The organism is Flagellimonas sp. CMM7 (assembly GCF_021390195.1).
Classification (GTDB): Bacteria; Bacteroidota; Bacteroidia; order Flavobacteriales; family Flavobacteriaceae; genus Flagellimonas.
The window spans coordinates 2,574,734-2,598,540 of sequence record NZ_CP090003.1; the positions used below are offsets into that span (position 1 = coordinate 2,574,734).

General features: G+C 37.7%; 15 protein-coding genes, 1 tRNA gene and 1 pseudogene. 10 read left to right on the top strand and 7 right to left on the bottom strand.

What is annotated here, in order from left to right; all coding sequences use genetic code 11:
* Positions 1 to 26: 26 nt before the first annotated feature.
* Entirely contained in the window at positions 27 to 1,085 is a 1,059-nt protein-coding gene (locus LV704_RS11685) for a succinylglutamate desuccinylase/aspartoacylase family protein (protein WP_163419911.1), read from the bottom strand.
* A 224-nt stretch (positions 1,086 to 1,309) separates the two neighbouring features.
* On the opposite strand from LV704_RS11685, the pseudogene LV704_RS11690 reads away from it, so the two are divergent.
* Positions 1,310 to 1,639, top strand: a pseudogene (locus LV704_RS11690) (SDR family oxidoreductase); the annotation flags it as partial.
* A 579-nt stretch (positions 1,640 to 2,218) separates the two neighbouring features.
* Here LV704_RS11690 and LV704_RS20055 read toward each other — a convergent pair.
* Both LV704_RS20055 and LV704_RS11695 read right to left on the bottom strand, forming a co-directional pair.
* Positions 2,219 to 2,551: a zinc-ribbon domain-containing protein gene (locus tag LV704_RS20055; protein WP_163419909.1), complete on the bottom strand. Its 333-nt coding sequence runs from the start codon at positions 2,549 to 2,551 to the stop codon at positions 2,219 to 2,221.
* 58 nt (positions 2,552 to 2,609) lie between these two features.
* Positions 2,610 to 4,544, bottom strand: a complete 1,935-nt coding sequence (locus tag LV704_RS11695) for a T9SS type B sorting domain-containing protein (protein WP_163419906.1) — start codon at positions 4,542 to 4,544, stop codon at positions 2,610 to 2,612.
* A gap of 420 nt (positions 4,545 to 4,964) precedes the next feature.
* Here LV704_RS11695 and LV704_RS11700 point away from each other — a divergent pair, with 420 nt between their 5' ends.
* The 5 genes from LV704_RS11700 to LV704_RS11720 all read left to right on the top strand — a co-directional run bounded on the left by LV704_RS11700 (position 4,965) and on the right by LV704_RS11720 (position 13,127).
* On the top strand, positions 4,965 to 8,771 hold the full coding sequence (locus tag LV704_RS11700) for a gliding motility-associated C-terminal domain-containing protein (RefSeq protein WP_163419904.1): 3,807 nt from the start codon (positions 4,965 to 4,967) through the stop codon (positions 8,769 to 8,771).
* Between the two features lie 90 nt (positions 8,772 to 8,861).
* Entirely contained in the window at positions 8,862 to 9,770 is a 909-nt protein-coding gene (locus LV704_RS11705; RefSeq protein ID WP_163419902.1) for a type IX secretion system membrane protein PorP/SprF, read from the top strand.
* 11 nt (positions 9,771 to 9,781) lie between these two features.
* The gene (locus LV704_RS11710) at positions 9,782 to 11,761 is read left to right on the top strand and encodes an OmpA family protein (protein ID WP_163419900.1); all 1,980 of its coding nucleotides are present in this window, start codon (positions 9,782 to 9,784) and stop codon (positions 11,759 to 11,761) included.
* A gap of 218 nt (positions 11,762 to 11,979) precedes the next feature.
* Positions 11,980 to 12,357: a hypothetical protein gene (locus tag LV704_RS11715; RefSeq protein WP_163419898.1), complete on the top strand. Its 378-nt coding sequence runs from the start codon at positions 11,980 to 11,982 to the stop codon at positions 12,355 to 12,357.
* Between the two features lie 41 nt (positions 12,358 to 12,398).
* Positions 12,399 to 13,127: a LytTR family DNA-binding domain-containing protein gene (locus LV704_RS11720; RefSeq protein ID WP_163419896.1), complete on the top strand. Its 729-nt coding sequence runs from the start codon at positions 12,399 to 12,401 to the stop codon at positions 13,125 to 13,127.
* A 20-nt stretch (positions 13,128 to 13,147) separates the two neighbouring features.
* On the opposite strand, the gene LV704_RS11725 is transcribed toward LV704_RS11720, so the two are convergent.
* A complete protein-coding gene (locus LV704_RS11725; protein ID WP_163419894.1) occupies positions 13,148 to 16,330 on the bottom strand; it encodes a two-component regulator propeller domain-containing protein in 3,183 nt (1,060 codons plus the stop codon).
* Positions 16,331 to 16,910: 580 nt separating this feature from the next.
* On the opposite strand from LV704_RS11725, the gene LV704_RS11730 reads away from it, so the two are divergent.
* The gene (locus LV704_RS11730) at positions 16,911 to 17,075 is read left to right on the top strand and encodes a hypothetical protein (RefSeq protein ID WP_163419892.1); all 165 of its coding nucleotides are present in this window, start codon (positions 16,911 to 16,913) and stop codon (positions 17,073 to 17,075) included.
* Here LV704_RS11730 and LV704_RS11735 read toward each other — a convergent pair.
* Together LV704_RS11735 and LV704_RS11740 are read right to left on the bottom strand one after the other, a co-directional pair.
* On the bottom strand, positions 17,072 to 18,754 hold the full coding sequence (locus LV704_RS11735) for a hypothetical protein (protein WP_163419890.1): 1,683 nt from the start codon (positions 18,752 to 18,754) through the stop codon (positions 17,072 to 17,074). The genes LV704_RS11730 and LV704_RS11735 overlap by 4 nt on opposite strands.
* 663 nt (positions 18,755 to 19,417) lie before the next feature.
* Positions 19,418 to 19,490 (bottom strand) — tRNA-Met (locus LV704_RS11740).
* A gap of 114 nt (positions 19,491 to 19,604) precedes the next feature.
* Between LV704_RS11740 and LV704_RS11745 the strand changes: the two genes are divergently transcribed.
* The gene (locus LV704_RS11745; protein WP_163419888.1) at positions 19,605 to 20,972 is read left to right on the top strand and encodes a sodium:alanine symporter family protein; all 1,368 of its coding nucleotides are present in this window, start codon (positions 19,605 to 19,607) and stop codon (positions 20,970 to 20,972) included.
* The gene (gene era, locus LV704_RS11750; RefSeq protein ID WP_163419886.1) at positions 20,959 to 21,843 is read left to right on the top strand and encodes a GTPase Era; all 885 of its coding nucleotides are present in this window, start codon (positions 20,959 to 20,961) and stop codon (positions 21,841 to 21,843) included. The genes LV704_RS11745 and era overlap by 14 nt, the downstream gene beginning before the upstream one ends.
* 70 nt (positions 21,844 to 21,913) lie before the next feature.
* On the opposite strand, the gene LV704_RS11755 is transcribed toward era, so the two are convergent.
* A complete protein-coding gene (locus LV704_RS11755; RefSeq protein ID WP_163419885.1) occupies positions 21,914 to 22,426 on the bottom strand; it encodes a GTP-binding protein in 513 nt (170 codons plus the stop codon).
* Between the two features lie 76 nt (positions 22,427 to 22,502).
* On the opposite strand from LV704_RS11755, the gene der reads away from it, so the two are divergent.
* Complete coding sequence (gene der / locus LV704_RS11760) at positions 22,503 to 23,804, top strand: ribosome biogenesis GTPase Der (RefSeq protein ID WP_163419883.1); 1,302 nt, start codon at positions 22,503 to 22,505, stop codon at positions 23,802 to 23,804.
* Positions 23,805 to 23,807 lie beyond the last annotated feature (3 nt).

Sequence of the window (23,807 nt, forward strand, 5' to 3'; positions counted from 1 at the left end):
AATAAGAGGTCGGAATTTCCGGCCTTTTATTTTACGGGTATCCCTATACACATGAGGGTTTCTCCTTTAGTAACTGGAGGTGTGCCAATTTTATAAAGAATGGTACCTGATTCTGGAGCCAAAACTTTTTCTAACAATTCACCAAATTCGTTAGTTATAACGCCTATTTTTTGTCCTTTTTTTACAGGTTCCCCAGCATATAAATCACTATAAAAAATACCTGTAGCGGGGATCTTTATGTAAACTTGGTTATCGTAAAGTTCAAGTTTTTCAGGGATATCAAAGTTGGATGTGTACATGTCCAAGGCATTCAAAACATTATAAATCCCATTCTTGTTAAGTACTACTGCATCTTCTTGTACGTTGGCCAGTTTACCTGCTTCAAAACTTAACCCTACTTTACCATCCTGTACTGCCTGTTTAAATGCATATTTGGCAGGTTCATCATCTTCAATGGTATATGGATAGGATACTACATTGGCAAAACCACTTGTTTTTGATAATTTTTTTGCCAACTCCGTGGCCTCAGATTTTCCTTTATGATTATAGTAACATACAAAAGGAATGAGGTCTTCGCTGGCATCACCACCATGAATGTCCAAAAAAACATCGGTTGGTGGAATTATATTTTTAGTAATAAAATGGGCAATTTGTTGCGTTATGGTTCCATCTTCTTTACCAGGAAAAGCATTGTTTAGATTTGCCCCGTCCAAAGGGTTGACAAAAAGTGACCTACCATAGAAAGCTGCCGTATTGGCTATGGGAAGAATAATAATTGTTCCCTTTAAGTCTTCGGGGTTTACTTCTTTTAAGAAGGACTGTACGGCCATTATTGGAGGATACTCATAACCATGAACACCTGCAAGGACTGTCAAAATTCTACCTTGTTGTTTTCCCTTCACTATGACTATCGGCAGTTTGGCCGAATTACCAAAACTATCCGTAAACTCAGTAGTATATTTTAAAATGGACGAAGCCGCTGTTTGCTCTATTTTTTGTGCAAAATTCTCTTGGGCTTTCCCATATACCGCTATTATGAAAAATATGCCACCAATAATACTACGCAAAGAGTTCAATTTTCTCATTGTTAAATTTTTGGCCCAAACGGATTTATAACTATTTGAAGGCACCGTAAAAGGCGTAAAACAAGATTTGATTATCCTGTGTCGAAGGTTTTGTTTTTAGATAAACTTCGCATATAAATATACTGATTTGATTGTAATTTAGAGTTTGGTGATTTAGTTGGGAGGTAGTGCAAAATACTGGTTTAAGGATACAAGTGATGGCTTGCTTAATCCTGTTTCCTCTTATTAATATATCATCTGTAGCGGGTGTAAAAGTGTTTAGCCCAGGTGGAACCGTTTATAGTAGGACTAAATTTGCCGTTCGAGCGATATCGGAAGGACTGCGTCACGAAGTTGGTGGAAATATCAGAACAACCACTATTGAACCAGGATTCATTGACTCTGAGTTAAAACATGGTAGCTCTTATAAGGAAAGTTCTGATTTTGTAAAAGACTTTTATGAAATTGCCATACCTTCAGATTCCATTGCAAGAACCATTGCATTTGCTATAGAACAACCCTCGGATGTAGATGTAAATGAAATATTGATTCGCCCTGCGGTTCAGGATTTCTAAACAATTAAAGAACATAGAAAATCCAATTGAAAAGATTTTTTTGTAATCTAACAATAGATTAACTGAACAATGGTTAACAATTGTATTCAATAATTAAAAAAGCGCAAGTCACTGGATTTGCGCTTTTTTAATATGACTTTCCTTAAGACTTCAAAATGAATCTAAAACATCTCAATGTTTACTGGAAACAAACTTTTCTTTATTTAGATCCATTAATCGACCGTTTTCTGTTATTAAAAAAAGCCCTTTAGATAAACCTGGATAAGTTTGGAAATAGGCATAGGAAATTGAACTTTTAAAATGGGCAATTAAAATGGTATATGCAAATGGAAAAAAAAGGCACAAGATTTTATAAGAAAGAACTTGGATAGGTTGCTTTAAAAAGCTAAGGTCAACTAGTTTGCCATCATGTTCTTAATTAATTGGGGTAAAAGTTCAAGTAAAGGACAAAAAATGTAAACACTAGGCGCCTTTCGCATTAGTCATAATTGATTAAAACACTTCAAATTTTATTGATTCTTAAAATTTAAAAAATACAAGGCCATATAAATATTATAAAAGTGCTTCTAATTAGCATCTTTAAAATAAGTTTGTTAAAATGAAGAAAACAACAACTAAGATTATAAAAATTAGTCCGAACCAATGCCACCATGGCCTTCGAAGTTTCAACTCGTTTTCGTAATAGATTTTTTTTAGTTCAAAATCAAACTCACTTTTCTTTGAAGTCTTTTTACAATAATCGCATTCGCCAAATGTTCTCCTACCCATTGGAAAAATGGGAATCAGAAAAACATGAAAGTAACGTCCATATTCTATAATATTTTGTTGTACGTTGGTTTCACAATAGCTACATTGTTTTTTTTTAATTTTCAATGACCCAATATAGCTTGATCTTAATCCAAAAATTTTCATGCAAAAGAGGTTTAAGTTGTTGTTTTGTCAAGCCCTTTTTTCTTTCTAATATGGAAAATCAACGCTTTAACGTAAAATGATTCTTTATTGTTCGGCCATTTTGCAATTTCAAAACAAACCAATAATCACTTGATGGAAGTTTACGGCCATTTAAAGTTCCATCCCACCCAAGATGACCGGATGTCAATTGCTTTAGGAGTTTGCCATATCTATCAAAAATTTGAACAGTGACATTCGAAAATCCTTCAATACCTTTAATGTGCCAATAATCGTTTACCCCATCGTTGTTAGGGGTAAAAAATTTGGGATAGTCCAAAATGAAAAAGTTTTTTGTAGTAGTGCCACACCCATTTATATTCCTAACATGCATGGTGTAAGCTCCGCCTAGAACATCTAAAAAAAGATTGCTATTTTGGTAATGTAATCCATCAATGGAATATTCAATAGCTTCTTCCGCCGAGGCGAGCACTTCGACGGTATTACTAGATGAAAAGTCGTTAATACTAATTTCGTCAATTTTTGGAATCTTGGGTTGTTCAACAGAAAAGGAAAATGTCTTTTCGCATAGTAGCCCATTCTCTTTTTTTTCAACTGTAAGAGAGTAGTTGCCTCCATTAGTTAAATCGACTAAATAAGAATTTGACAATACGATTCCCGCTTCATTACGCCATTCCCAAAAGTCCATTGTAGGGTTTACTGATAGGGTCAGAGCTGTTTCAGGGTCACACAAATGATATTTTTCTTTTAAATCAATTTCCAAAGGAGCATTCACAACCAACTCAAAACTTGTTTCTGAAAAGCAGTCCAAGTTTTTTTTGCTAGTTACTCTTACAAGAATGGTCTGCCTATACGGAACAGTGTTCTGAAATGGATTGGAAAGTGGGGAAGGCAATGGAGTACCATCAACATTAAAAAAAGAAACTTCAAGGCCTGTTTGCTCCCCTAAAACTATAGATTCAATGTCCGATGTATCAAATGTTGAAGAAAGCCCCGTTCCTTGAATGTCTTCACAAGAAAAAATAGTTTCTATTGGGTATGCCCTTACAGGTTCAAAAACTTCAATATTTTTTTTAAGGGTTACTACTTTTTTCCCAATGGTTGTAACTTTTGCTGTGACTATATAAGTCCCCTTGGAAGTAAATTCATGGAAAGGAGCAATAGCTGTAGAATTATTACTGGTTCCTGAATCAGGGTCTCCAAAATCCCATTCTACTGAGGTAATATTATCTGTATTGGTAAGGCCAAAGTCTGAAGAAAGACTACCGCAATTGATCTCGTGATTTATGTTGTGCTCAGTAACAGTGTTGGGTGATCCGAATGCCTTCAGATAATAGTGTACTCCTGTATATCCATAGTCGGCCGTGGTAACATAATTATCAGGTGCGCAACCAATGGGATGAAACCAGGATGGATCAGTTTCACCTTCGGTATAGGCAATGATGATTTTATTTGGTCTTGTGACAATTTCCTCTACTTCCACTAAAATTCTTTTTGTATTTATTGGCACAACCACTGGAACATCAAAATCTAATGTCAATTTCTGCAAGTTGGTGCCCGTTCCAAATACAAGGGAAGGGTCTTTTAGTTCTACTGTTTGACTAGATCCAAGCAAATTCGCATCTGGAAAGGAATCAGGAAAGTCAGCATCAATCTCATAAATGTTAAAACGTACAAAAATAGGGTCGCTATTGTATATTGAGAGTACAAATGCAATTTCCGCAGAATCAATGATGAGCTCTTCATTTTGTAAAACACCAAAGTTTGAAAGTTCAAAGATTCGCCCCCAATAATTTGCTGGATTACAATGAAATATAATATGCCATGGATGTATTTCCCCTACATTTTGGTCTAGAGTAATTTGCGCCGTAACAGTCCTGGAAAAAAGAATGAGCATGACCATAGCCCATACTCTTGACAATTTAGCCAACCCTAACTGGGGAATTCTAATTTTTAACCTGTTTTGTTTGTAAAAGATAGTTCCTGATGATGTCATAATTACTAGATACTAAAGTAAAGGTGTTGTAAAGCCTAAGACCGTGCTTTTTTCTAAAAGGGATGTATCATTCATTCTTTGGCCATAAAGCCCCTTAAAAACCGTCCCAAGACCGTCATAAATTAAATTGAATAAATGTTCCTTTTTAGAAAGTATCAGTTTTTTGAAATTCTCATCCAAATCGGTCAAAAGGTTTAATTCATCAGATGACTTGTAAAAAGTAGGACAAATACTCTATTCCGAACAATGAAATATAAACACCGATAAATAAATGAAAATATCCTTTTGCTAAATATGATATCCTTAACAGATAGTAGTGGGTATAACTTTGATTCCAAATGTTTTGAGAATGTAAGAAGGTATAAGCCTGTTTACAAATATGAATGAAGCAACCAATCAATTTAACCTAAAATCGTGATTATGAAAGTTAAATACCTACTTACTTTTTTGATACTATGGATTTTTGGCTTTACCACAGTTCAAGCCCAGTGTGATGCAAACAATTTTTCTGTAACGGTCACTTCAGGAAGTTGCCTTGCGAATGGAACCATTAGCGTACTTCTCCCTGGTGGGGCTCCTTGTACCGGATGGCAGGCAATTCTTACCAACCCTAGTGGAGTGGAGACCATAAGGAATATCCCATCAGACGGTGGTCCTATCGATTTTAATTCCTTGGCAACTGGAGATTATAGCATACGATTGGTCAATGGCGCAACAGTAATACCTTATCCAAACAATCCAGTACAGGTAACTACTACGTACCAGGCCATGCTCATTTCCAGTAGCAGTCAAGCCCCGTCTTGTCCAATAGGCGCAGACCAATATACCCCAGATGGAACATTGGAAATTACCATTGACAATGGTGGTAATGGACCATTTCTTTACGAGGCAACTTCACAATTTGGAGTGCAGAGTTTTGGCCCAACAGCGAATACTTCCCACACTTTTGCAAACATGGAAGGAGGGGAATCGGTATCTTTTACGGTGACTGATTTGGGGTGCGGAGTTTCCCAAACACAAGATCCGGTAATTGCCCTTAACAACGATATAGCATCCGAATATCTTATATCTGGATTCAGAAGAAGATGTGCTCCCGAGTGTAGTACATATGATGCAGTATTTTTTACCAACATATTTTCCCAAAATCGAATAAATACTGTACAATTACCCGGTAATGCCACAATAAGTATAAATGGAGGAGCGCCACAGGACCTTGTACTGGAAAATGCAAACGGTTCCGTTATTTCTTTTGAATATCCTCCTGGATTAAACGAGAACGATTCCTATGTACTTAATTTTAATGACGGTTGCTTTACTTTTAGTGGAAACGGTACGGCCTTGCCCATAAATGACACTCTTTTGCAATTAAATAGAGATGCAATCTATGATCCCGTTACCTGCACTTTTATACATTCGGTAAGCCCTAAAGGTCTTACAGGTGTTGGAGAAGATGTCTACAATATGTTCTGCAGTACCAATAATTTGATTATAGAACAGGAGATTACATCGGGGGTATGGGTAAATGTGCCTTTGGTAGGAGGCTCTTCAAGTGATCCGTTAAATTCTGGAATTCCGTTTCAGTTGCCCGGCAGTGGGCATTATCGTGTTACCGCTTCGGATGATTGCCATACAATCATTGAGGAGTTTGATACTTTACCAGAGGTAAACCCCTTAGATGACATTGATATCCGCAATTCAAGTTCAGTTTTAGAAGGAACGGGTGCCTTGGTAATTGACAGAGTACCAGGAACGGCCTCCTCGGCACCCATCCCTGCTACAACCTATGAGATAAGCCCAGTACCATTTGTGCCCAGTATAACCATAAGCCCAAGCCATCCTTTTAGCTTGGCAGGGTCTTACACCATTAATTTTCCGGCAACCTATACTACATCAATAAATCGTTCCTATATAGGAGATTTGCCTCCTGGGGATTACGAAATCAATGTCACGGACGTATGCAATAATCAAGCGCAAATATTGCATACAGTTTCAGACGTATCTCAATATAATCCTTCGGTACAAGTAGTTAATGGATGTCTTAATTCTTCAAGCATTATTTATGATATGAATCCGATAAATGTGGCCAGTACTTTCAATACCCGCGTGGATGTTGAATTATGGACCGATAACGGGAATGGTGAATTAGGCGCCTTGGTGCAAGGGGATATTCCTCCAGACCACCTTTCCGGATTTTTTGATAACATTTCGTCCGGAGATTACATTCTTAGATTCACCAACATCAACTTTAGATCTAGCAATCTCAATGAAAACTTCTCAGTTGTTACACTCAATAATGATGACCGAGAATATCAAACACTTGTTACCGTTGCCCCTTTTCAAAATATTGGAGTAACAACTACGGGGGCATTTTGCGATTTAAACGATTCCTCCTCAGGAATGGTCTTTGCCGAAATTACAAGTGGCACCCCAACCTATCCTATGGTATATGAACTTTTTGATGCCTCTAACCTTAGTACTCCTGTACAGACTTTTACCGAAACGGATATATCCGTGACCAATCATCTTTTTCAAAATGTTTCCGAAGGAAGTTATATAGTAAGGATAAGCACGGCATGTGATGGATTGGATTCAGACCTTGATCTAATATTGGCGCCCATACAAACATTAATCACTTCGAACAACAATGGTCCCTTATGTTCTCCTGGAGAGAATATTGAACTGTCCGTAAATTTGCCCACAAGTCTTTTTGATATTGTATGGACCGATGACCAGGGCAATACGGTTGGTACGGAGTCCTCGGTCACGATTTCCGTGACTACCCCAACTACGTACACGGCAAGCTATTCCCTTAAATCTGTATTTTGTCCATCGGCCCAAGTAAACACCAATGATATTTTTATCGATTTTCACCCCGATCTTGTTCAAATAGGTTCAGAAAGCACTACTTGCAATAGTTCAGGAGCTGATTATAGGATTAGTGTAGAAGTCGCTGGAACACCTCCCTATACCGTAACGGGTACTGGGGCTCCGGGAATATTCAATGGAAACATATGGACTTCCGACCCTATACCCGCCGGTACAGATTATAATGTGAGCTTTGAAGATGCCAGTACATGTGCCATATTGAATGTATCGGATATAGCACCCAATTGTTGTGTGTTTGCAGTTACATGTCCCACATTTCCTGATATGGTCGTGCAATGTTATGCAGATTTGCCTTCAGCTATAAGTCTTACCGAAACGGCATTTGAGGCCTTGGGCAATGCAGATGGTCTAATTGGAGATTACCCCTGTGGAATTATTGAAATAACGGTCACAAATAGCCCGGATATGGGTAGCTGTGACCAGACCATAACCAGAACCTATACGGTAACCGAATATGAGGACACCAATGCAAACGGAGTCAGGGATACTGGGGAGAATGTAATATTAAATACATTGGACTGTCAACAGGCCATCAGTGTCGAAGATGCCATGCCACCGTCCTTCGTTGAAAGTGTTCCAGCCGATATAACTGTACTATGTACTGAAATACCAGAAGCCGCAACGTTAACGGCAATAGACAACTGTAGTCCGGACGTACAGGTAAATTTCACGGAACAGACCATATTTTCCAACACTACCGATGATTTTATCATAGAGCGTCTATGGGAGGCCGTGGATTCCTGTGGTAATGTTGAGCTATTTCAACAGATTATCAATGTAACACAACCTGAAACAGAAATTGTAATTATTGATGTTTGTGTTGATGATAATAATATTGATCTTCTCCCATATCTGCCTCCTTCTTTTGATGCCAATGGAGTATTTGAAGTCATATCTGGAGATGGAAGCTTGGACGGTAGTTTATTGGACCCTTCCGATTTTGGAGTTGGGGAACACCAGATTTCCTATAGTTCTGAACAGGGAATCTGTAAGTACTTTGTAGACTTTACCATACGTATCAATGCTGATTGTATCCCTTGCAATGCTTCGGAAATTACGGCGTCAACTGCGGTCACGGCAAACTTAGATGGTGTTAACGATTTCTTCGAAATAAAAGGAGGGGAATACTGCAATTATACCTTTGGACTGCAAATTCTTAACCGATGGGGCCGAATTGTTTACGAATCCAACGATTACAGAAATGATTGGAGCGGGTTTTCCCCAAGCAATACTTTCGGTAGTTCGATCACTTTACCATCAGGCACATACTATTATATTATTTCGGTCATAGGTCTTGAAATGGAGCCTATTAATGGATACATATACTTAGGTGCTGATTAGGGAGCCCATCAACCATAATAATTTCTATATAAATATGAACCCCCAAACTTATATTCTATTGATCGATAGATGTACTAAACCATGGAAAGCATGAAAACAATAAAAAAACATTTAATAATGATTGTGGTATTGTGCGGAACGACTACAAACGCACAACAATTGCCACAGTTCACACAGTACATGTTCAATACCATTTCCATAAATCCTGCCTATGCCGGAAGTAGGGAAAGTATTAATATGACAGCTTTGCACCGCAACCAATGGGCAGGTCTGGAGGGTAATCCCACTACCAGCACTTTCTCGGTTCATACCCCTTTGAACAATGAACGTGTGGGCTTGGGCCTTTCTTATATGGCTGACGAATTGGGCTTTGAAAAAACCCATTATGTATATGGAGATTTTTCCTATACTGTTCAAGTAACTGAAGAAGCAAAGCTGTCCTTTGGTCTAAAAGCGGGGGTTACCAATTACAATTTGCAGAATCCGGATTCCAACGACCCGTTCTTTAATTCCAACTTCAACAGTTGGAAACCGAATTTTGGTGTTGGAATTTACCTCACTACTAATAGATGGTATGCCGGGATATCGTCTCCAAGAATTTTGAACACGGACTTGAACGAAGGTGAATTCAAGGCATTGGAAAGAAACAGTTATTATGCCATAGGCGGGCTTGTTCTTGATTTGTCCGCGAACATCAAGTTTCGCCCGGCATTTATCACGAAGTTCACTAATGGAGCACCTTCAACCTACGACATTACTTCCAGTTTTTTATGGAACGAAAAAATTTGGCTCGGAGCATCGTATAGATTCAATGATGCTTCCAATTTCGGAGCTTTTATAGATTTTCAGGTTTCTAAAAATATCAGACTTGGCTATGCTTATGACTTGCCAACTTCTATCATAAGACCTTATTCTGGGGGAACGCACGAGGCTATCCTCATTTTCGAACCAAGATTGTCAAAGAAGACCAAACTCTATAGATCCCCAAGATATTTCTAAAACCTTATCCCATGAAACGTTTTAAGACCATTAGTCTACTGTTCCTTACTTTTTTTAGTGCATTGTCGCTCACTGCACAGACCATTGTTCAAAAAAGAGCAGACCAATTGTTCTACAAATTTGCCTATGCAAAGGCCATTCCCCACTATGAGAAAATGATCACTGGAAAAAATGCTGTACATGCCTACCAACATTTGGCAGAATGCTACTTATTCTTACGGGATTTTGAAAAGGCTTTGCCATATTTTGAACATTTTATTGATGAACCTGACACCCCAACCAATTATTACTTTGAGTATGCCATGGCATTAAAGAGTGCCGGGCAAGACAAAGAGGCATTGCAGTGGTTGAAACGCTATGGAAAATTGCATAAGAAAGATAAGAGGGTAAAACAGTTTTTGAAAGACGGAAATTTGGCCTCCGTGGTTTTCAATAGCAAAGAACGTTACCAAGTTGAACCGGTACATTTTAACACAGAGTTCAGTGAATTTGGGTCTTTTGTCCATGATGGACAGCTCTATTTTAGTTCAAGTCGTAAAGAAAAGGTTTCGGAAAATGTTTATGATTGGAACAATGAGTCTTGGCTGGATATTTTCCAAGTAGCCGAAGGCAGTGATACAGACGTTCCTCGAAAATTTGAAGGAGATATCAATTCCAAGCTCCATGAGAGTTCCATGGTTTTTTCCACCGATTATAAAAACGATACCATCATCTATTTTACGCGAAGCAATTATTTCAACAATAAAGAAAGTTTTCACATAAAAAAAGAGAATCTGAACATAGAAAAACAAAACAACCTAAAAATCTATAGGGCAGATAAGGTAGAGGGCAATTGGAAAGTTACTAAAAACCTCAAGACCAATGCGGATCATTACTCTACCGGACATCCATCGGTAAACTCAGACAGAACATTGCTGTATTTTGCTTCGAACAAACCGGGAGGTTATGGAGGAACGGACATTTATTACTGCAAAATACATCCAAGAGGCGGTGTTGGTTTCCCTATTAATGCAGGGCCCATAGTGAACACCCCCGGAAATGAAATGTTTCCGTATATTAATAACGAGGGGCAGCTTTTCTTCTCTTCTGATGGACATGTTGGTTTTGGGCAATTGGACGTCTTCGCCACAATTTCTGATGAGAGCGGAAAAATCAAAGATGTTATAAATCTAGGAAAACCCTTGAATAGCGAAAAAGACGATTTTGGGTACTATGCCCTGGATAATGGTATAGATGGTTATGTAAGCTCTAACAGAAAGGGAGGGAAAGGGAACGATGATATCTATAAGTTTAAATTTATTCCTCAATTGGCAGTGGAAGGAACAGTGACAGATGCCGTTAATCTAAAGGTGCTGGATGGTGTACAGATCTCATTATACGACCAGAAGACCGGCGACTTGATGAACAGGACCATAACCGATGATAATGGGGAATATAAAATGTTCATTGATCGAAAACAGGTGTATATGATAGAGGCGGTAAGAAGTACACATCCCCATAAGCACGTGTATTTTAATACTTCCAATACACCTCGGGCTACAAGAACAATCTTCAAAGATATCCAATTGGAGCCGGTATTGGATTTAAAGGTTCTTGCAGATCTGAACAAAATATACTTTGATTTCGACAAAAGTGATATCAGACCTGATGCAGCATTCGAATTGGACAAAGTGGTGAAACTGATGATGGAGACCTATCCGGAAATGACCATACGACTGGAGTCCCATACCGATCCCTTGGGCAGTCATGAATACAATGATAAATTGTCAGAGGAAAGGGCACGGTCAACTTATGACTACCTAATTTCAAACGGAGTTCCAAAAGGGCGAATACTATCCTATAAGGGATTTGGCAAGCGAAGACCCATAAACGATTGTAAAGGTAAGAAAGACTGCTCCAATGAAGAGTTAGAACTGAACAGAAGAACGGAATTCCCCATAGTTCAAATAAGTAATGACCAACCAAATCATGCCACTATCAAAAGCAAATGAACCAACTTTTCCAAAAAATAGACAAAATGAATCGATGCATAGATCAAAACGGCCTTTAATTAAACAATGAAGTAAACCGGGCAGGTCCCAAAGTATATTTGAAATGAGACTTGTAATACTTTTATTACGAAAAAGCTATGGATTTGACCACTTTGGACCATGATTGCCTTTTTTTAAGCGGAGAAGGTGGAGATTATACATAGAGAACATATAATATAATGCTGGACAAACCAATTGATTTTATTATCTACGATAAGCAAGGACCTTTTAGCAATGCCATAAGGCATGTATTAAAAAAAAAACCAACCCAAATACATCGCATTAAAAAAATCCAGGAGCTTGCGAAGCTTTTACAAGAAAAAAAAGACGTACATTTTTCACTTCTAATGTTTGTTTTTAACGAGGATTTTGAATTTATGGACTATTTGGAGTTGGAAAAATTTGATGTTCCCATCGTTTTCGCTCCCACAAACAAACGCTGTTATGATCGGTTATGTAAAATTGAAGGTATCTGGACCATGGACATATCCAGAAGTAAACAAGAATACATTCAACAGATAACCGATTTTTTGGAGTTATTGCAATATAATAAATAGTCTGACCATTAAGGCATGCCAATACTTTAATTCAACCTAATATGAACATTGTAATTATAGATGACACAACAGCGGACATAGAATACTGCAAAGAACTTTTAGCGAAGAACTTTGATAACTCCAATATTTTGGAATGCTTTGCTGATTCAGTGGCGGGGCTTGAATATGTTAACAAGCACAAGCCGGATCTTTTAATCCTGGATATGGAGATGCCACAATTAGGTGGGTTGGATCTGATCAAACAATTAAAATCGGCCCGGACAGAAATTGTGTTTTACACCTCCCATGCCGGTTTTGCGCTCGAAGCGTATAGGAATTTTGCCTTGGGCTTTTTATTGAAACCAATAAATGAGCCTGAATTTGTTGGTATCATTACCAAAGCTCTCCACCGATTGGAACAGGAAAAAAAAGGTAATTTAGGACTTGATAATTTAAAAAGTGCATTGCAGGCTTTGGAAAACAAAAAAGTGCCCATTCCGACTATGGGATGTACTTATTTTCCAAAGGTAATGGACATAGTTCGACTTGAGAGTGTGGATAGTTATGCAAAAATACACTTGGCGGATGGCAATATACATTTAAGCTCCTATGGTATCAAACATTTTGAACAAAGCTTGACACCACCGCTTTTCTTTAGAGTGCACAAGTCACACTTGGTCAATTTAAAGAGGGTGGAGAAGCTTTTCCCGGATGGTACATTGGTAATGAACAATGGCGATCATATTCCGGTGGCTAGAAGGAGAAGGGCGGAACTACTGGAACTCTTTTGAGCGTGGACCTGGATACTACTTCACAACTTTACATATGGTATTTCAACGGTTACCATAGTTCCACTTCTTTGTTCATCCCTAAGGTCTTTGAATATAATCCGATATTCTCTATCCCTTCGATTTATTTGGTTCATAAGATTTAACCTTTCTTTTAAGATTTGTGAGGCATACGATTGGTGCTGTCTGTTCTTTGCTCTGTTTTTTGATGCCTTGATCCCCAATCCATTGTCTTCAATAGTAATAATCAATTGTTCGGTGAATGATGACTTTTCAATGTTCAAAATAATTTCTTTGCTTGCTTGATTTTTGTCAAAACCATGTATTATGGAATTCTCCACAATGGGTTGTAATATCATGGGTGGGATTACCACATCATTTATATCAATATTTGACCCAAATTTTATATCCAAAATAATATTATCATCATTGTCAATATTGCTCAGTGCAACATAACTGTTGATAAAATCAATTTCCTTGGAAAGTTTAATGCGTTCATTTCTGGTAACATCCAATGTAAGTCTGGCAAGTTTGGAAAAAAGGGTCACATAAAGTTCTAATCCCTTTGTTTTGTCATTCCTTAATCTATTTCGTATCTCGTTCAAAGCATTGAATATGAAATGGGGATTCATTTGGGATATCAATGTTTTCCTTTCCAATTCAATCAATGCTAGGTTTAGGGCATATTTTTTTTTCACTTTGTTGCCATAACTCAGCACTAAAAAAAGTAATAGCCCCACTGAGAGAAATCCACTTAAAATTAAAAACCAAGATTGCTTATAAAAAACTTCCGCTATATTCAAATCATAAACCAGTTCGTCAATCGATTCGACACCAGTGGAATTCACCCCTTTAATCCTCAAAACATGATTGCCTGGGGGTATGGACAACAGCTTCAGAGTAGTCTGGCTTCCCAGATTCACCCAATCATCGGTGACTCCGTCCAATCTATAAGCATATTTGTTGGCATCTGTATTATAACAGTCGTTAATGGTATAGGATATTGAAAATGAACTTTTATCATAGGGAAGATTAAAGCTGCGAGTATCCTTGTTAATAACATCAAGCTTCATTTCTTTCTCTTCCTGGGCATCATAATATTCGAATTTGGTGGGGAATATTCTGATTTCTTGGGATTGAACAGTCTCAGCAACGCTGTCAAAAGTGATTAATCCGTTAATCCCTCCAAAGAGTAAATTGCCTGATGAAGACCGGTAATATGAACTTGGATTAAAATCATTAAAAGGTAGTCCATCTTCCACGTAAAATGAGGTGATTTTTTTTAAATTTTTCTCATACTGGTAAAGTCCGTTACGAGTACTGAACCATAAATTTCCATCGGTATCTTCCAAAATTCCCAACACATTTAGATTGGTAAGACCATGAGCTTCGTTTATCACTGTCAATTCTTTCAGATTCTTGTCTATGTGCACTGCTCCTTTGTCTGTACCTAGCCAAATATTTTCTTGCCTATCTAAAAAAATCAAATTTACCTTGTTAGATGGAAGAGCCAGTTTACCTTCAGTAGAATCGTTGTTTAACTGTAAAAAAGTATCAGAATCAAGATATTTTATAATGAGTCCGTTAGCATCAGTGCCAATAAAGAGTCTATCTTTGGCCCTATGAAGGTCCCAAACAAAAAGTTCCCTATTGTTCTCAACTATCGGAATGGGTAACTCTCTGAATTTATTATGTCTAGTGTTGAATTCGTGAAGGCCATAATGACTGGAAAGCAATAAGGTAGAGTCCGAAGATTGTAGGATATCATAGTAATGCAAACTTGGCAACCTCCAGTGCGAATTAAATAAGTGAACCTCCTCAATCTTATTTTTAACGTAATTTATTTTGACAAGCTTATTACTCTCCCCTAGGCACCATGCTGTGGAATCACTGACTTTTAAAAAAGATTTCTGGTAACCCAGCTCCATCCTATCAAAAACCTTTGCTGTTTCATAAGGGCTTTTGTTATAAGGATCATCGGAAGGGGTAAGCTTAAAGACCCCTTCATCAGTGGCTGCAAGGATTTCTTTATTGGGAAGCTCCAAAAAACCCCTTACATCAATCCTTTGACCCTCATAGTAATTAAGTATCCTATCAAAATTATTCTTGCTGAACTTTATTTTGCTTATGTGGTCATCGCTGCTGACATAAATGATACCGTTTTTATCGATTTCAATATCATCGATTAAATTGGGAAATGGAATCTCATATATTTTTTTTAGATGAAGGCTCCTATTCATTTCTATCATTTTGAATAGTGATAATTTTTTCCCCAAATCTTCGATACCAATGAGATCGACACGATTTTTTAGTACAGTGTTATCTTCTTCCTTGATGAGAATCATCTCTTGAACAGGTAAGTTAAGTACTTGAATATCCAAATCTTTTATGAAATGGGTTTTAAAAATACTTCCTTCATAGCTATATTGCGTTTCTATAGATTCCGAGAGGAGGTCACCATTGTTCGTAATTAATAGGCCATCACCACCATTATGTTGCCATTCAGGATGCAAATAACCACCATGAAAATAGTTAAGTGTCGAAGTGAAATCAGCAATTAACGTGGACTTCCCTTTGTCCAGGACAAATAGCTTACGTCCCTGTCTAATTAGAAATTTATCACAATCGATCATTCTTTCAAACTGCAGAAAATTCCTTAAAAAATATGCATCGTCGGCATATCTTGGTTCAATTCCAGGAACCTTATATTCAATGACTTCCAAAGAAGAATCAACTTTTAAAATAATATTATCCACCCGGGCGCCAGCAGCAATCCATAGGTTTCCATCGCAATCTTCGATAAAGGAGTTTGCCTGCAGTTCTAACCCTTTTAAAAAAAGTTTGAATTCTATTCGATTAGAACTAACATCTAAAGTTTCGCTGGATACGAAGATTCCCGTAGTTCCCGATACCCATACTCTCCGTTTGCTATCAATAAAAAAATCATGTATAAGTTTGGGTAGGTTATCTGTGTTTTTATCTATAAAAGGGCTGATAACATTATAGGAGCCGAAGTCCTTTACAAAACCATTAAAAGTAGAATACCATAGAAATCCATCATCATCCATCTGCATAAAATTCTTGTACTTATGGGATTCTCCATTGGAATTAATTTTAATATCCTTTATCGTATAATCCTGTGCTCGGGCAACACCCAAAATCAAAAAAAAGATAAATAGAATAATATGTCTGTATGGTATCTTCAAGTTGTTTAAATGGTTGGTAAATGACCCAAAAGTTTGGATTTTAGCAAATCTCAACAAACCACATGTTTGCATGAAATTACCTCGTCTTACTAATATACGGTCAATTAAGCATTTTAGGATTAGTCGTTAATGTTTTCAAGCCCTTAACAATTTATTCATGTTGGCGAATCAATGGAAAAATTATGACCAATTAAGGCAACAGCTGTTTTATGGATTTAACAGAAATTCTGCTTTCCCTATCTCCAATAAAATTGGTCAATGAATCCAAAAATTCAAAATCAAGTGGGTATTTCACTGATTATTGACCCTTGGTAAAGTTTCATTATTTTGAAATTCAATTGCCGTTTAAGGCATTGGGTCCACCGTTTAGGGTTTTTTGAATTTAGAGTTATAAGAAAAAAATTATTTTTACGTAAGAAAAATAGTCGGTATTGAATTTGCAATGTTTTTTTAGCACATATCTGATATGCAATCACTAATATCTAATACAATAAATTACAAACTTTGTTTGAATGATGAAGCTAAAAGTTTATTTACGAGTTCTCTGCAAGAACTTGTAAAATCGAATTGTTCTGACTTTATGGTGTATAGAGTAGTTAATGGTAATATTAAAAATTTACCAGATTATGATGATTGGGAGGAAGCCCTAGAAATTGATGAAGATATTTATGGAGAACTCCATTTGAATCTTTGTAAAAAAATGGGTGAGATTGTACGAGGAAGAAGTATACAAAGCATAGATTAATCTCTTTTAACTCTATAGGTTACACCTCTATTGGTAACAATTCTAGTGGGGCAACCAAGGCGTAGGGTATTGTCTTTTGATGATCCAAGTTCTTGCCCGCTAATCGCCACTAAAGGAACGCCATAAGTTGGGCTTGAAGGTGAAGTATCCACGGCCCCAGCCAATCTGTTGCTGGCGTCTAGGTTGTCTCTGGTAAAAGCCCCATCGCCTTCCAATGCATCTGGGCAATTATCGTTATCGCTATCTATGTCCACATAATCTATTATTCCATCGCCATCAGTATCTATGGAGCAATCCGAAACATCACCAGCTAATCGTTGGGCATATAGGCTTATTCCATCAATTGCCATGTATTCATAAACCATTCCAGTACCGTCGCTATCTGCTCGAAATTCCAACCATTTTGTAGGTGAGGTGGCAGTAAATGTCATTTCTTGTTGCATCCAAATTTGATTGCCCACTCCTTTATAGTCCATGGCAGTACTAAAAGAAATTGGTGCACCTAAAAAATCCCCGATTCTCCAACGTGCTTTCAGGGTGGGATCAATGGGCGTGATTCCTGCAATGCCTGCATTGGCTTGATAAAATTTTAACACATAGGTTCTAACTACGTCCAAATTATCCAATCGAACAAAAAAAGATTCACCGAAATTGTTCCGAACACTCGCACCTATAAAGACTCCTCCATCTGGGGAAGGAGCCATCCCATTAGCACTTGCAGCTAAAATACCGCTGCCAGTTGAAGGCACAGGGGCAACCCATGAATCTGGAGAGCCATTCCCTTGCGCCCAACCAGAGCCAGGATTAAATAATCCAACAAAAAATGAAACCCCTACCGTGCCATTGGGGTTATCACTACCTGCAACTGCAGACAAGGATTCAAAAGTGCCATCTGCATTTTGGTTGCTTAGAATATTCATTGCAGGACACTCCACTTCGTCAAGGATTCCGTCGTTGTCATCATCCATATCTTGGCAATTGGCTATGCCATCTTCATCGGTATCCTCATATTGGAACAACCTTACCCCATCTAGGACCATATACTCAAAATTGACCCCGGCACCATGACTATCAACCAAAAATGTCAAATCCAGCGCTGTTGTCGTTGAGGTAAAGGTCATTTCCTCTTCCATCCATATTTGGTTGCCCTCTCCCTTATAGTCCATGGCGGTGCTATAAAAAGTTTGGGTGTTGAGTGTAACCCTCCATCGCGCAGTTTGTGCAGTACCTATAGGCGTTATCCCATCAATTCCTGCATTGGCCTGGTAAAACTTTAGCACATAGGCTTTTCCCACCTCAAGATTAGTTATGCGGGTAGTAAGAGTTTCACCATTATTGCTATTGTTCACCCAACCACCGATAAAAACTCCCCCATCAGGGGATGGGGGCATTCCGTCTGCAAGGCCCGCCCAAAGGCCTGATCCCGTGACGGGTATGGGAGAAACCCATGAATCTGGTGTTGAAGGCGAAAATGAAGCTAAAAACCATCCCAATGCATAAATATTACTGTTGTATGCATCGTTACTAGCTACTCCTGATAAAGATTCAAAAGTGCCATCCGCACTCGAGCTGAAGTCAAATGGTATTAGGCACTGTCCAAACCCAATTTCATAGTTAAAATTAAAAGTGATCAGGAGCACTAAACAAGCGCTTTTCACGTACTGACTTTTTGAAGTCATTGGTTGGTTTTTTTGGTTTTCACCTAACCTTTCAAACCTTCACTACATGATGGGTATGTTGGCGAAAAACTATGTCACTGAGATAGAAAGTTATTTCGAAAAACAACTACTTGTTGCCCGTATTGAAGCAACGGTATTTTTCATCCATTTATCGGCACTTAAACTTGAAAAACATTCAAATAGCTATTTTCCTTTTTAAAAAAGAAAGTAGCACCCTTATAAAATCAGTGCATTGAGGGATAATTTTTTGAAGTATTTGTTTGTGGAGAGAGTGTGCACAATATAAACTTAGAAGTGTTTTTCAAAAGGCTATTGACCTCTTACCTTATTTCTCTTGAATCTGTTACTCTAAAGCTTCTTTAAATAAAGTTTATTCCCAATTAGCATAAAATGGTTTTGAGAAATACTTAAGACCAATTTATATGCAAATAAAAAAGGCCCTAGAGTTTAATTTCTCTAAAGCCTTACTATTAATGCTCCCCCTCTTGGGCTCGAACCAAGGACCCTCTTATTAACAGGTGTTAATCTCCAAAACAATACAACGGATTTCAATTAAAATGACCACACCAGTAAGCGGCAAATTGTTGTACCTATGTTGTATCTAAGTCAATTTTAGACATTAAAAAAAGGCTTCCGAGAAATTGGAAGCCTTTTCTTTTGTAGTAGCGGGGACTGGACTCGAACCAGCGACCTTCGGGTTATGAGCCCGACGAGCTACCTACTGCTCTACCCCGCGATGTGGAGGGCAAAGATACAACCGTTTTTCACTTATTTCCAAATTAAAACTAATTTTCACTAAAACGTTTAATGCAAGTCCAGCTTAAAATCCATAAATTCGAATTTTTACTCTATGGAAGGTTTTAATGATTTTTTGTCCGCAATGCTACCGTACACCGAGTGGGCCATGCTTATTCTTTTAATTGGTGGTGGACTGTTCCTCGTATTTCGATCTAAATTTTTACCATACCGTTATTTTGGTCATGCGATAGCCATTACAGCTGGTAAGCATGATAAAGAAGGGGCAAAGGGAGATGTGAGTCACCTTCAAGCACTATCTGCTGCAGTGGCTGCAACCGTAGGCCTTGGAAATATTTCTGGAGTGGCAATAGCTATTTATATGGGAGGTCCGGGTGTTGTTTTCTGGATATGGATAACGGCGCTTATAGGTATGTGTATAAAATTCTACTCTTGTAGTCTTTCAATCATGTTTAGAGGGACCGATTCTGAAGGTAAGCTTCAAGGAGGGCCAATGTTCTACATTACACAGGGCATGGGTGAAAAAGCAAAACCTTTGGCTACTTTTTTCTGTATTGCTGGCCTTTTTGGATTTTTAGGAGTGTTTACTGCAAATCAGTTTACGCAAACCTTTATGAATGTAGTAAAGCCAAATGAAAGTTTGGCCTTGTTAGGAGATTTTAACTGGAAGCTGATTATCGGGATTACGCTCGCCATTATAACGTCATTCGTCATTTTTGGAGGACTCAAAAAAATAGCTAAAGTGGCTTCAACAATTGTTCCTTTTATGGTGTTGGTATACTTTACGGCCGTAATAGTTGTTATGGCAACCAATGCAAGTGAAGTATGGCCTTCTTTAAAATTAATCGTAACAGAGGCATTTAATTTTGATACCATGATTAAAGGAGGCTTCTGGGGATTGGTAATACTAGGAGTTCGGCGTGCAATGTTTTCAAATGAAGCTGGATTGGGTAGTGCGCCCATGTACCATGGTCAATCCAAAACAGATGAGCCTGTACAAGAAGGATTAGTTGCTATGTTAGGTCCTTTTATTGATACCATTATCGTCTGCACCTTAACAGCAATAGTTATTATTCTAAGCGGAGCTTATTTAGAAGCAGAAAGCAATGGAATACTGATGACACTGATTGCCTTTAAAAAAACATTGTTTGGTTATGGTGATGTTTTATTGATGATTATCGTTTCAGCATTTGCACTATCCACATTATTTACCTATTCATACTATGGAGTGAAATGCCTTTCTTTTTTAACCAATGCCAAAATTGGAAAATACTACAACTGGTATTTTGTGGTCACTATTGTTTTTGCTGCAGTAGCCTCAGTAGATTTGGTCATAAATTTGATAGATTTGGCCTATGCACTTATGGTTATTCCAAATATGATAGCGGTACTTTATCTATCCCCTAAAGTTAATTTAGCAGCCAAAAAGTATTTTTCAAAAATGAAGCATGAAAAAGCATAAATCGGGTTTTGTAAATATTATTGGTAATCCAAATGTGGGCAAGTCTACTTTGATGAATGCTTTTGTTGGTGAAAAACTTTCTATTATAACGTCCAAAGCGCAAACTACAAGGCATCGAATTTTAGGTATTGTCAATGGGGACGATTTTCAAGTGATTCTTTCAGATACACCAGGGATTATAAAGCCGGCATACGAATTACAAAGTTCCATGATGAATTTTGTAAAATCAGCATTTGAAGATGCAGATGTTCTGCTATACATGGTTGAGATTGGGGAAAAAGCATTGAAAGATGAAGCTTTCTTTGCAAAAATCACCAATAGTAAAATTCCTGTATTACTGCTATTGAATAAAATAGACACTTCTGAACAACAGGTATTGGAAGAACAAATACAATATTGGCAAGGGTTACTTCCCAAAGCAGAACTACATGCAATTTCTGCATTGGAAAATTTTAATGTAAAGGAGGTTTTTGAACGGATTTTAGAATTGTTACCCGAAGCCCCACCTTACTACCCCAAAGATCAATTAACAGATAAACCAGAGCGTTTTTTTGTGAACGAAACTATTCGGGAGAAAATATTGATGCATTACAAAAAGGAGATTCCATATGCCGTAGAGATAGAAACTGAAGAATTTTTTGAGGACCCAGATATTATTAGGATTCGTTCTGTGATCATGGTGGAACGAGATACGCAAAAAGGTATAATTATAGGTCACAAAGGAAGCGCCCTTAAAAGAGTTGGGGTAGAATCAAGAAAAGACCTGGAAAAATTCTTTGATAAACAGGTTCATATTGAACTCTATGTTAAGGTGAATAAAAATTGGCGCAGTAACTCAAGACAACTCAAACGTTTTGGTTACAACAACTAAGACATAATTAAGTGTTGGACAAACGTTACTTCGTTATAATTGAGTTAAGTGAAAGGGCGTAGACATTAATCTACGCTTTCCCATTATTCTTAAAATCTGAAATTATCTCCCTTAGATAATCTTTAAGCTGACTCATCTGAGTTCGACCCTTAACCTTTCCCATTCTTCCAAAAGCATATAGTGCAAACCATAGCAGGACCAAAAAGAACATTCCTGCAAGCCAATAAGTTACATCATGCCCTAGGGAATAGTTGGAGTAAGCAAAAACTCCCAGAATAATAAAAAGAGTGCCTATGCCAAAATGCAAGAACATAAAAAATGTCCAAAGTGTAGGATTAGGACCAAAGACGCCATGAATTTTACTTATCCCTTCCTCAAACGAAGTAAGTTCTAGATGAAGCTGTGGGGACCAAAATGTGGTGTCAGCTTTTTTAAATCGTATATAGATGTGTTCATCCAGTCTTTTTATAAGGAATGGATGTTTGTCACTTTTGTCAAAAACTAACTTTAATTGTTCAATATCTTCTTTTAAAGAAACTTCAAAACGCGGACGCAAAACAATTTCATTGGTGAAATCACTCATAATTCATTGAAAATGATTAAAAAAGGTATCATTTTTTCTTCATAAATAGTGGTATTTTTGCCAAAATTTAATGCAGATGAGTGCTATCGTAGCAATTGTTGGAAGACCAAATGTTGGAAAATCTACTTTTTTTAATCGACTGATTCAACGTCGAGAGGCCATCGTGGATGCCGTTAGCGGTGTTACGCGTGATCGTCATTACGGAAAAAGTGATTGGAATGGGAAGGAATTTTCTGTAATAGATACTGGTGGGTATGTGCTTGGCAGTGATGATATTTTTGAGCAAGAAATAGACAAACAAGTAGAACTGGCCATAGATGAAGCCGATGCCATTGTTTTTATGGTTGATGTGGAATCTGGGGTTACAGGAATGGATGAAGATGTATCCAAGTTGCTTAGAAGAGTTGATAAACCTGTTTTTCTGGCAGTAAACAAAGTGGACAACGCCCAAAGGGAAACAGAAGCGGTTGAATTTTACGCATTGGGTCTAGGGGATTATTATACCTTATCGAGCATAAATGGCAGTGGAACAGGAGAATTATTGGACGCGTTGGTAAAGGAATTGCCAGAAATTGAAGAAGAAGAAAGTGAGTTGCCGAGATTCGCAGTAGTGGGGAGGCCCAATGCTGGAAAGTCATCCTTTATTAATGCACTTATAGGGGAGGACCGATATATAGTTACGGATATTGCAGGAACCACCAGAGACAGTATAGATACCAAGTATGATAGATTCGGTTTTGAATTTAATTTGGTAGATACTGCAGGAATCAGGAGAAAAGCAAAGGTCAAGGAAGATTTGGAATTTTACTCCGTAATGCGTTCCGTAAGAGCAATAGAACATTGCGACGTCTGTATACTTTTAGTAGATGCCACCCGCGGGTTTGATGGACAGGTACAGAACATTTTTTGGTTGGCACAACGAAATAACAAAGGTGTTGTGATTTTGGTGAACAAATGGGATTTGGTTGAAAAAGAAACCAACTCAGTTAAAGAATACACTCAAAAAATTCAAAAAGCAATAGAGCCTTTTGATGATGTACCAATTCTTTTCATTTCAGTGTTGACTAAACAACGAATATTTAAGGCGATTGAAACTGCCGTAGATGTTTATAAAAATCGCTCAAAAAAGATTATCACCCGAAAATTGAACGATGTTATGTTGCCCATTATTGAAAAGACATCACCACCGGCATATAAGGGTAAATATGTAAAAATAAAATTCTGCACTCAACTGCCAACACCATATCCACAGTTTGCTTTTTTCTGCAATCTACCACAATATGTGAGAGAACCTTACAAGCGTTTTTTAGAAAATAAATTGAGGGAGAACTTTGACTTTAGTGGTGTGCCTATTACTGTTTTCTTGAGAAAGAAATAGAAC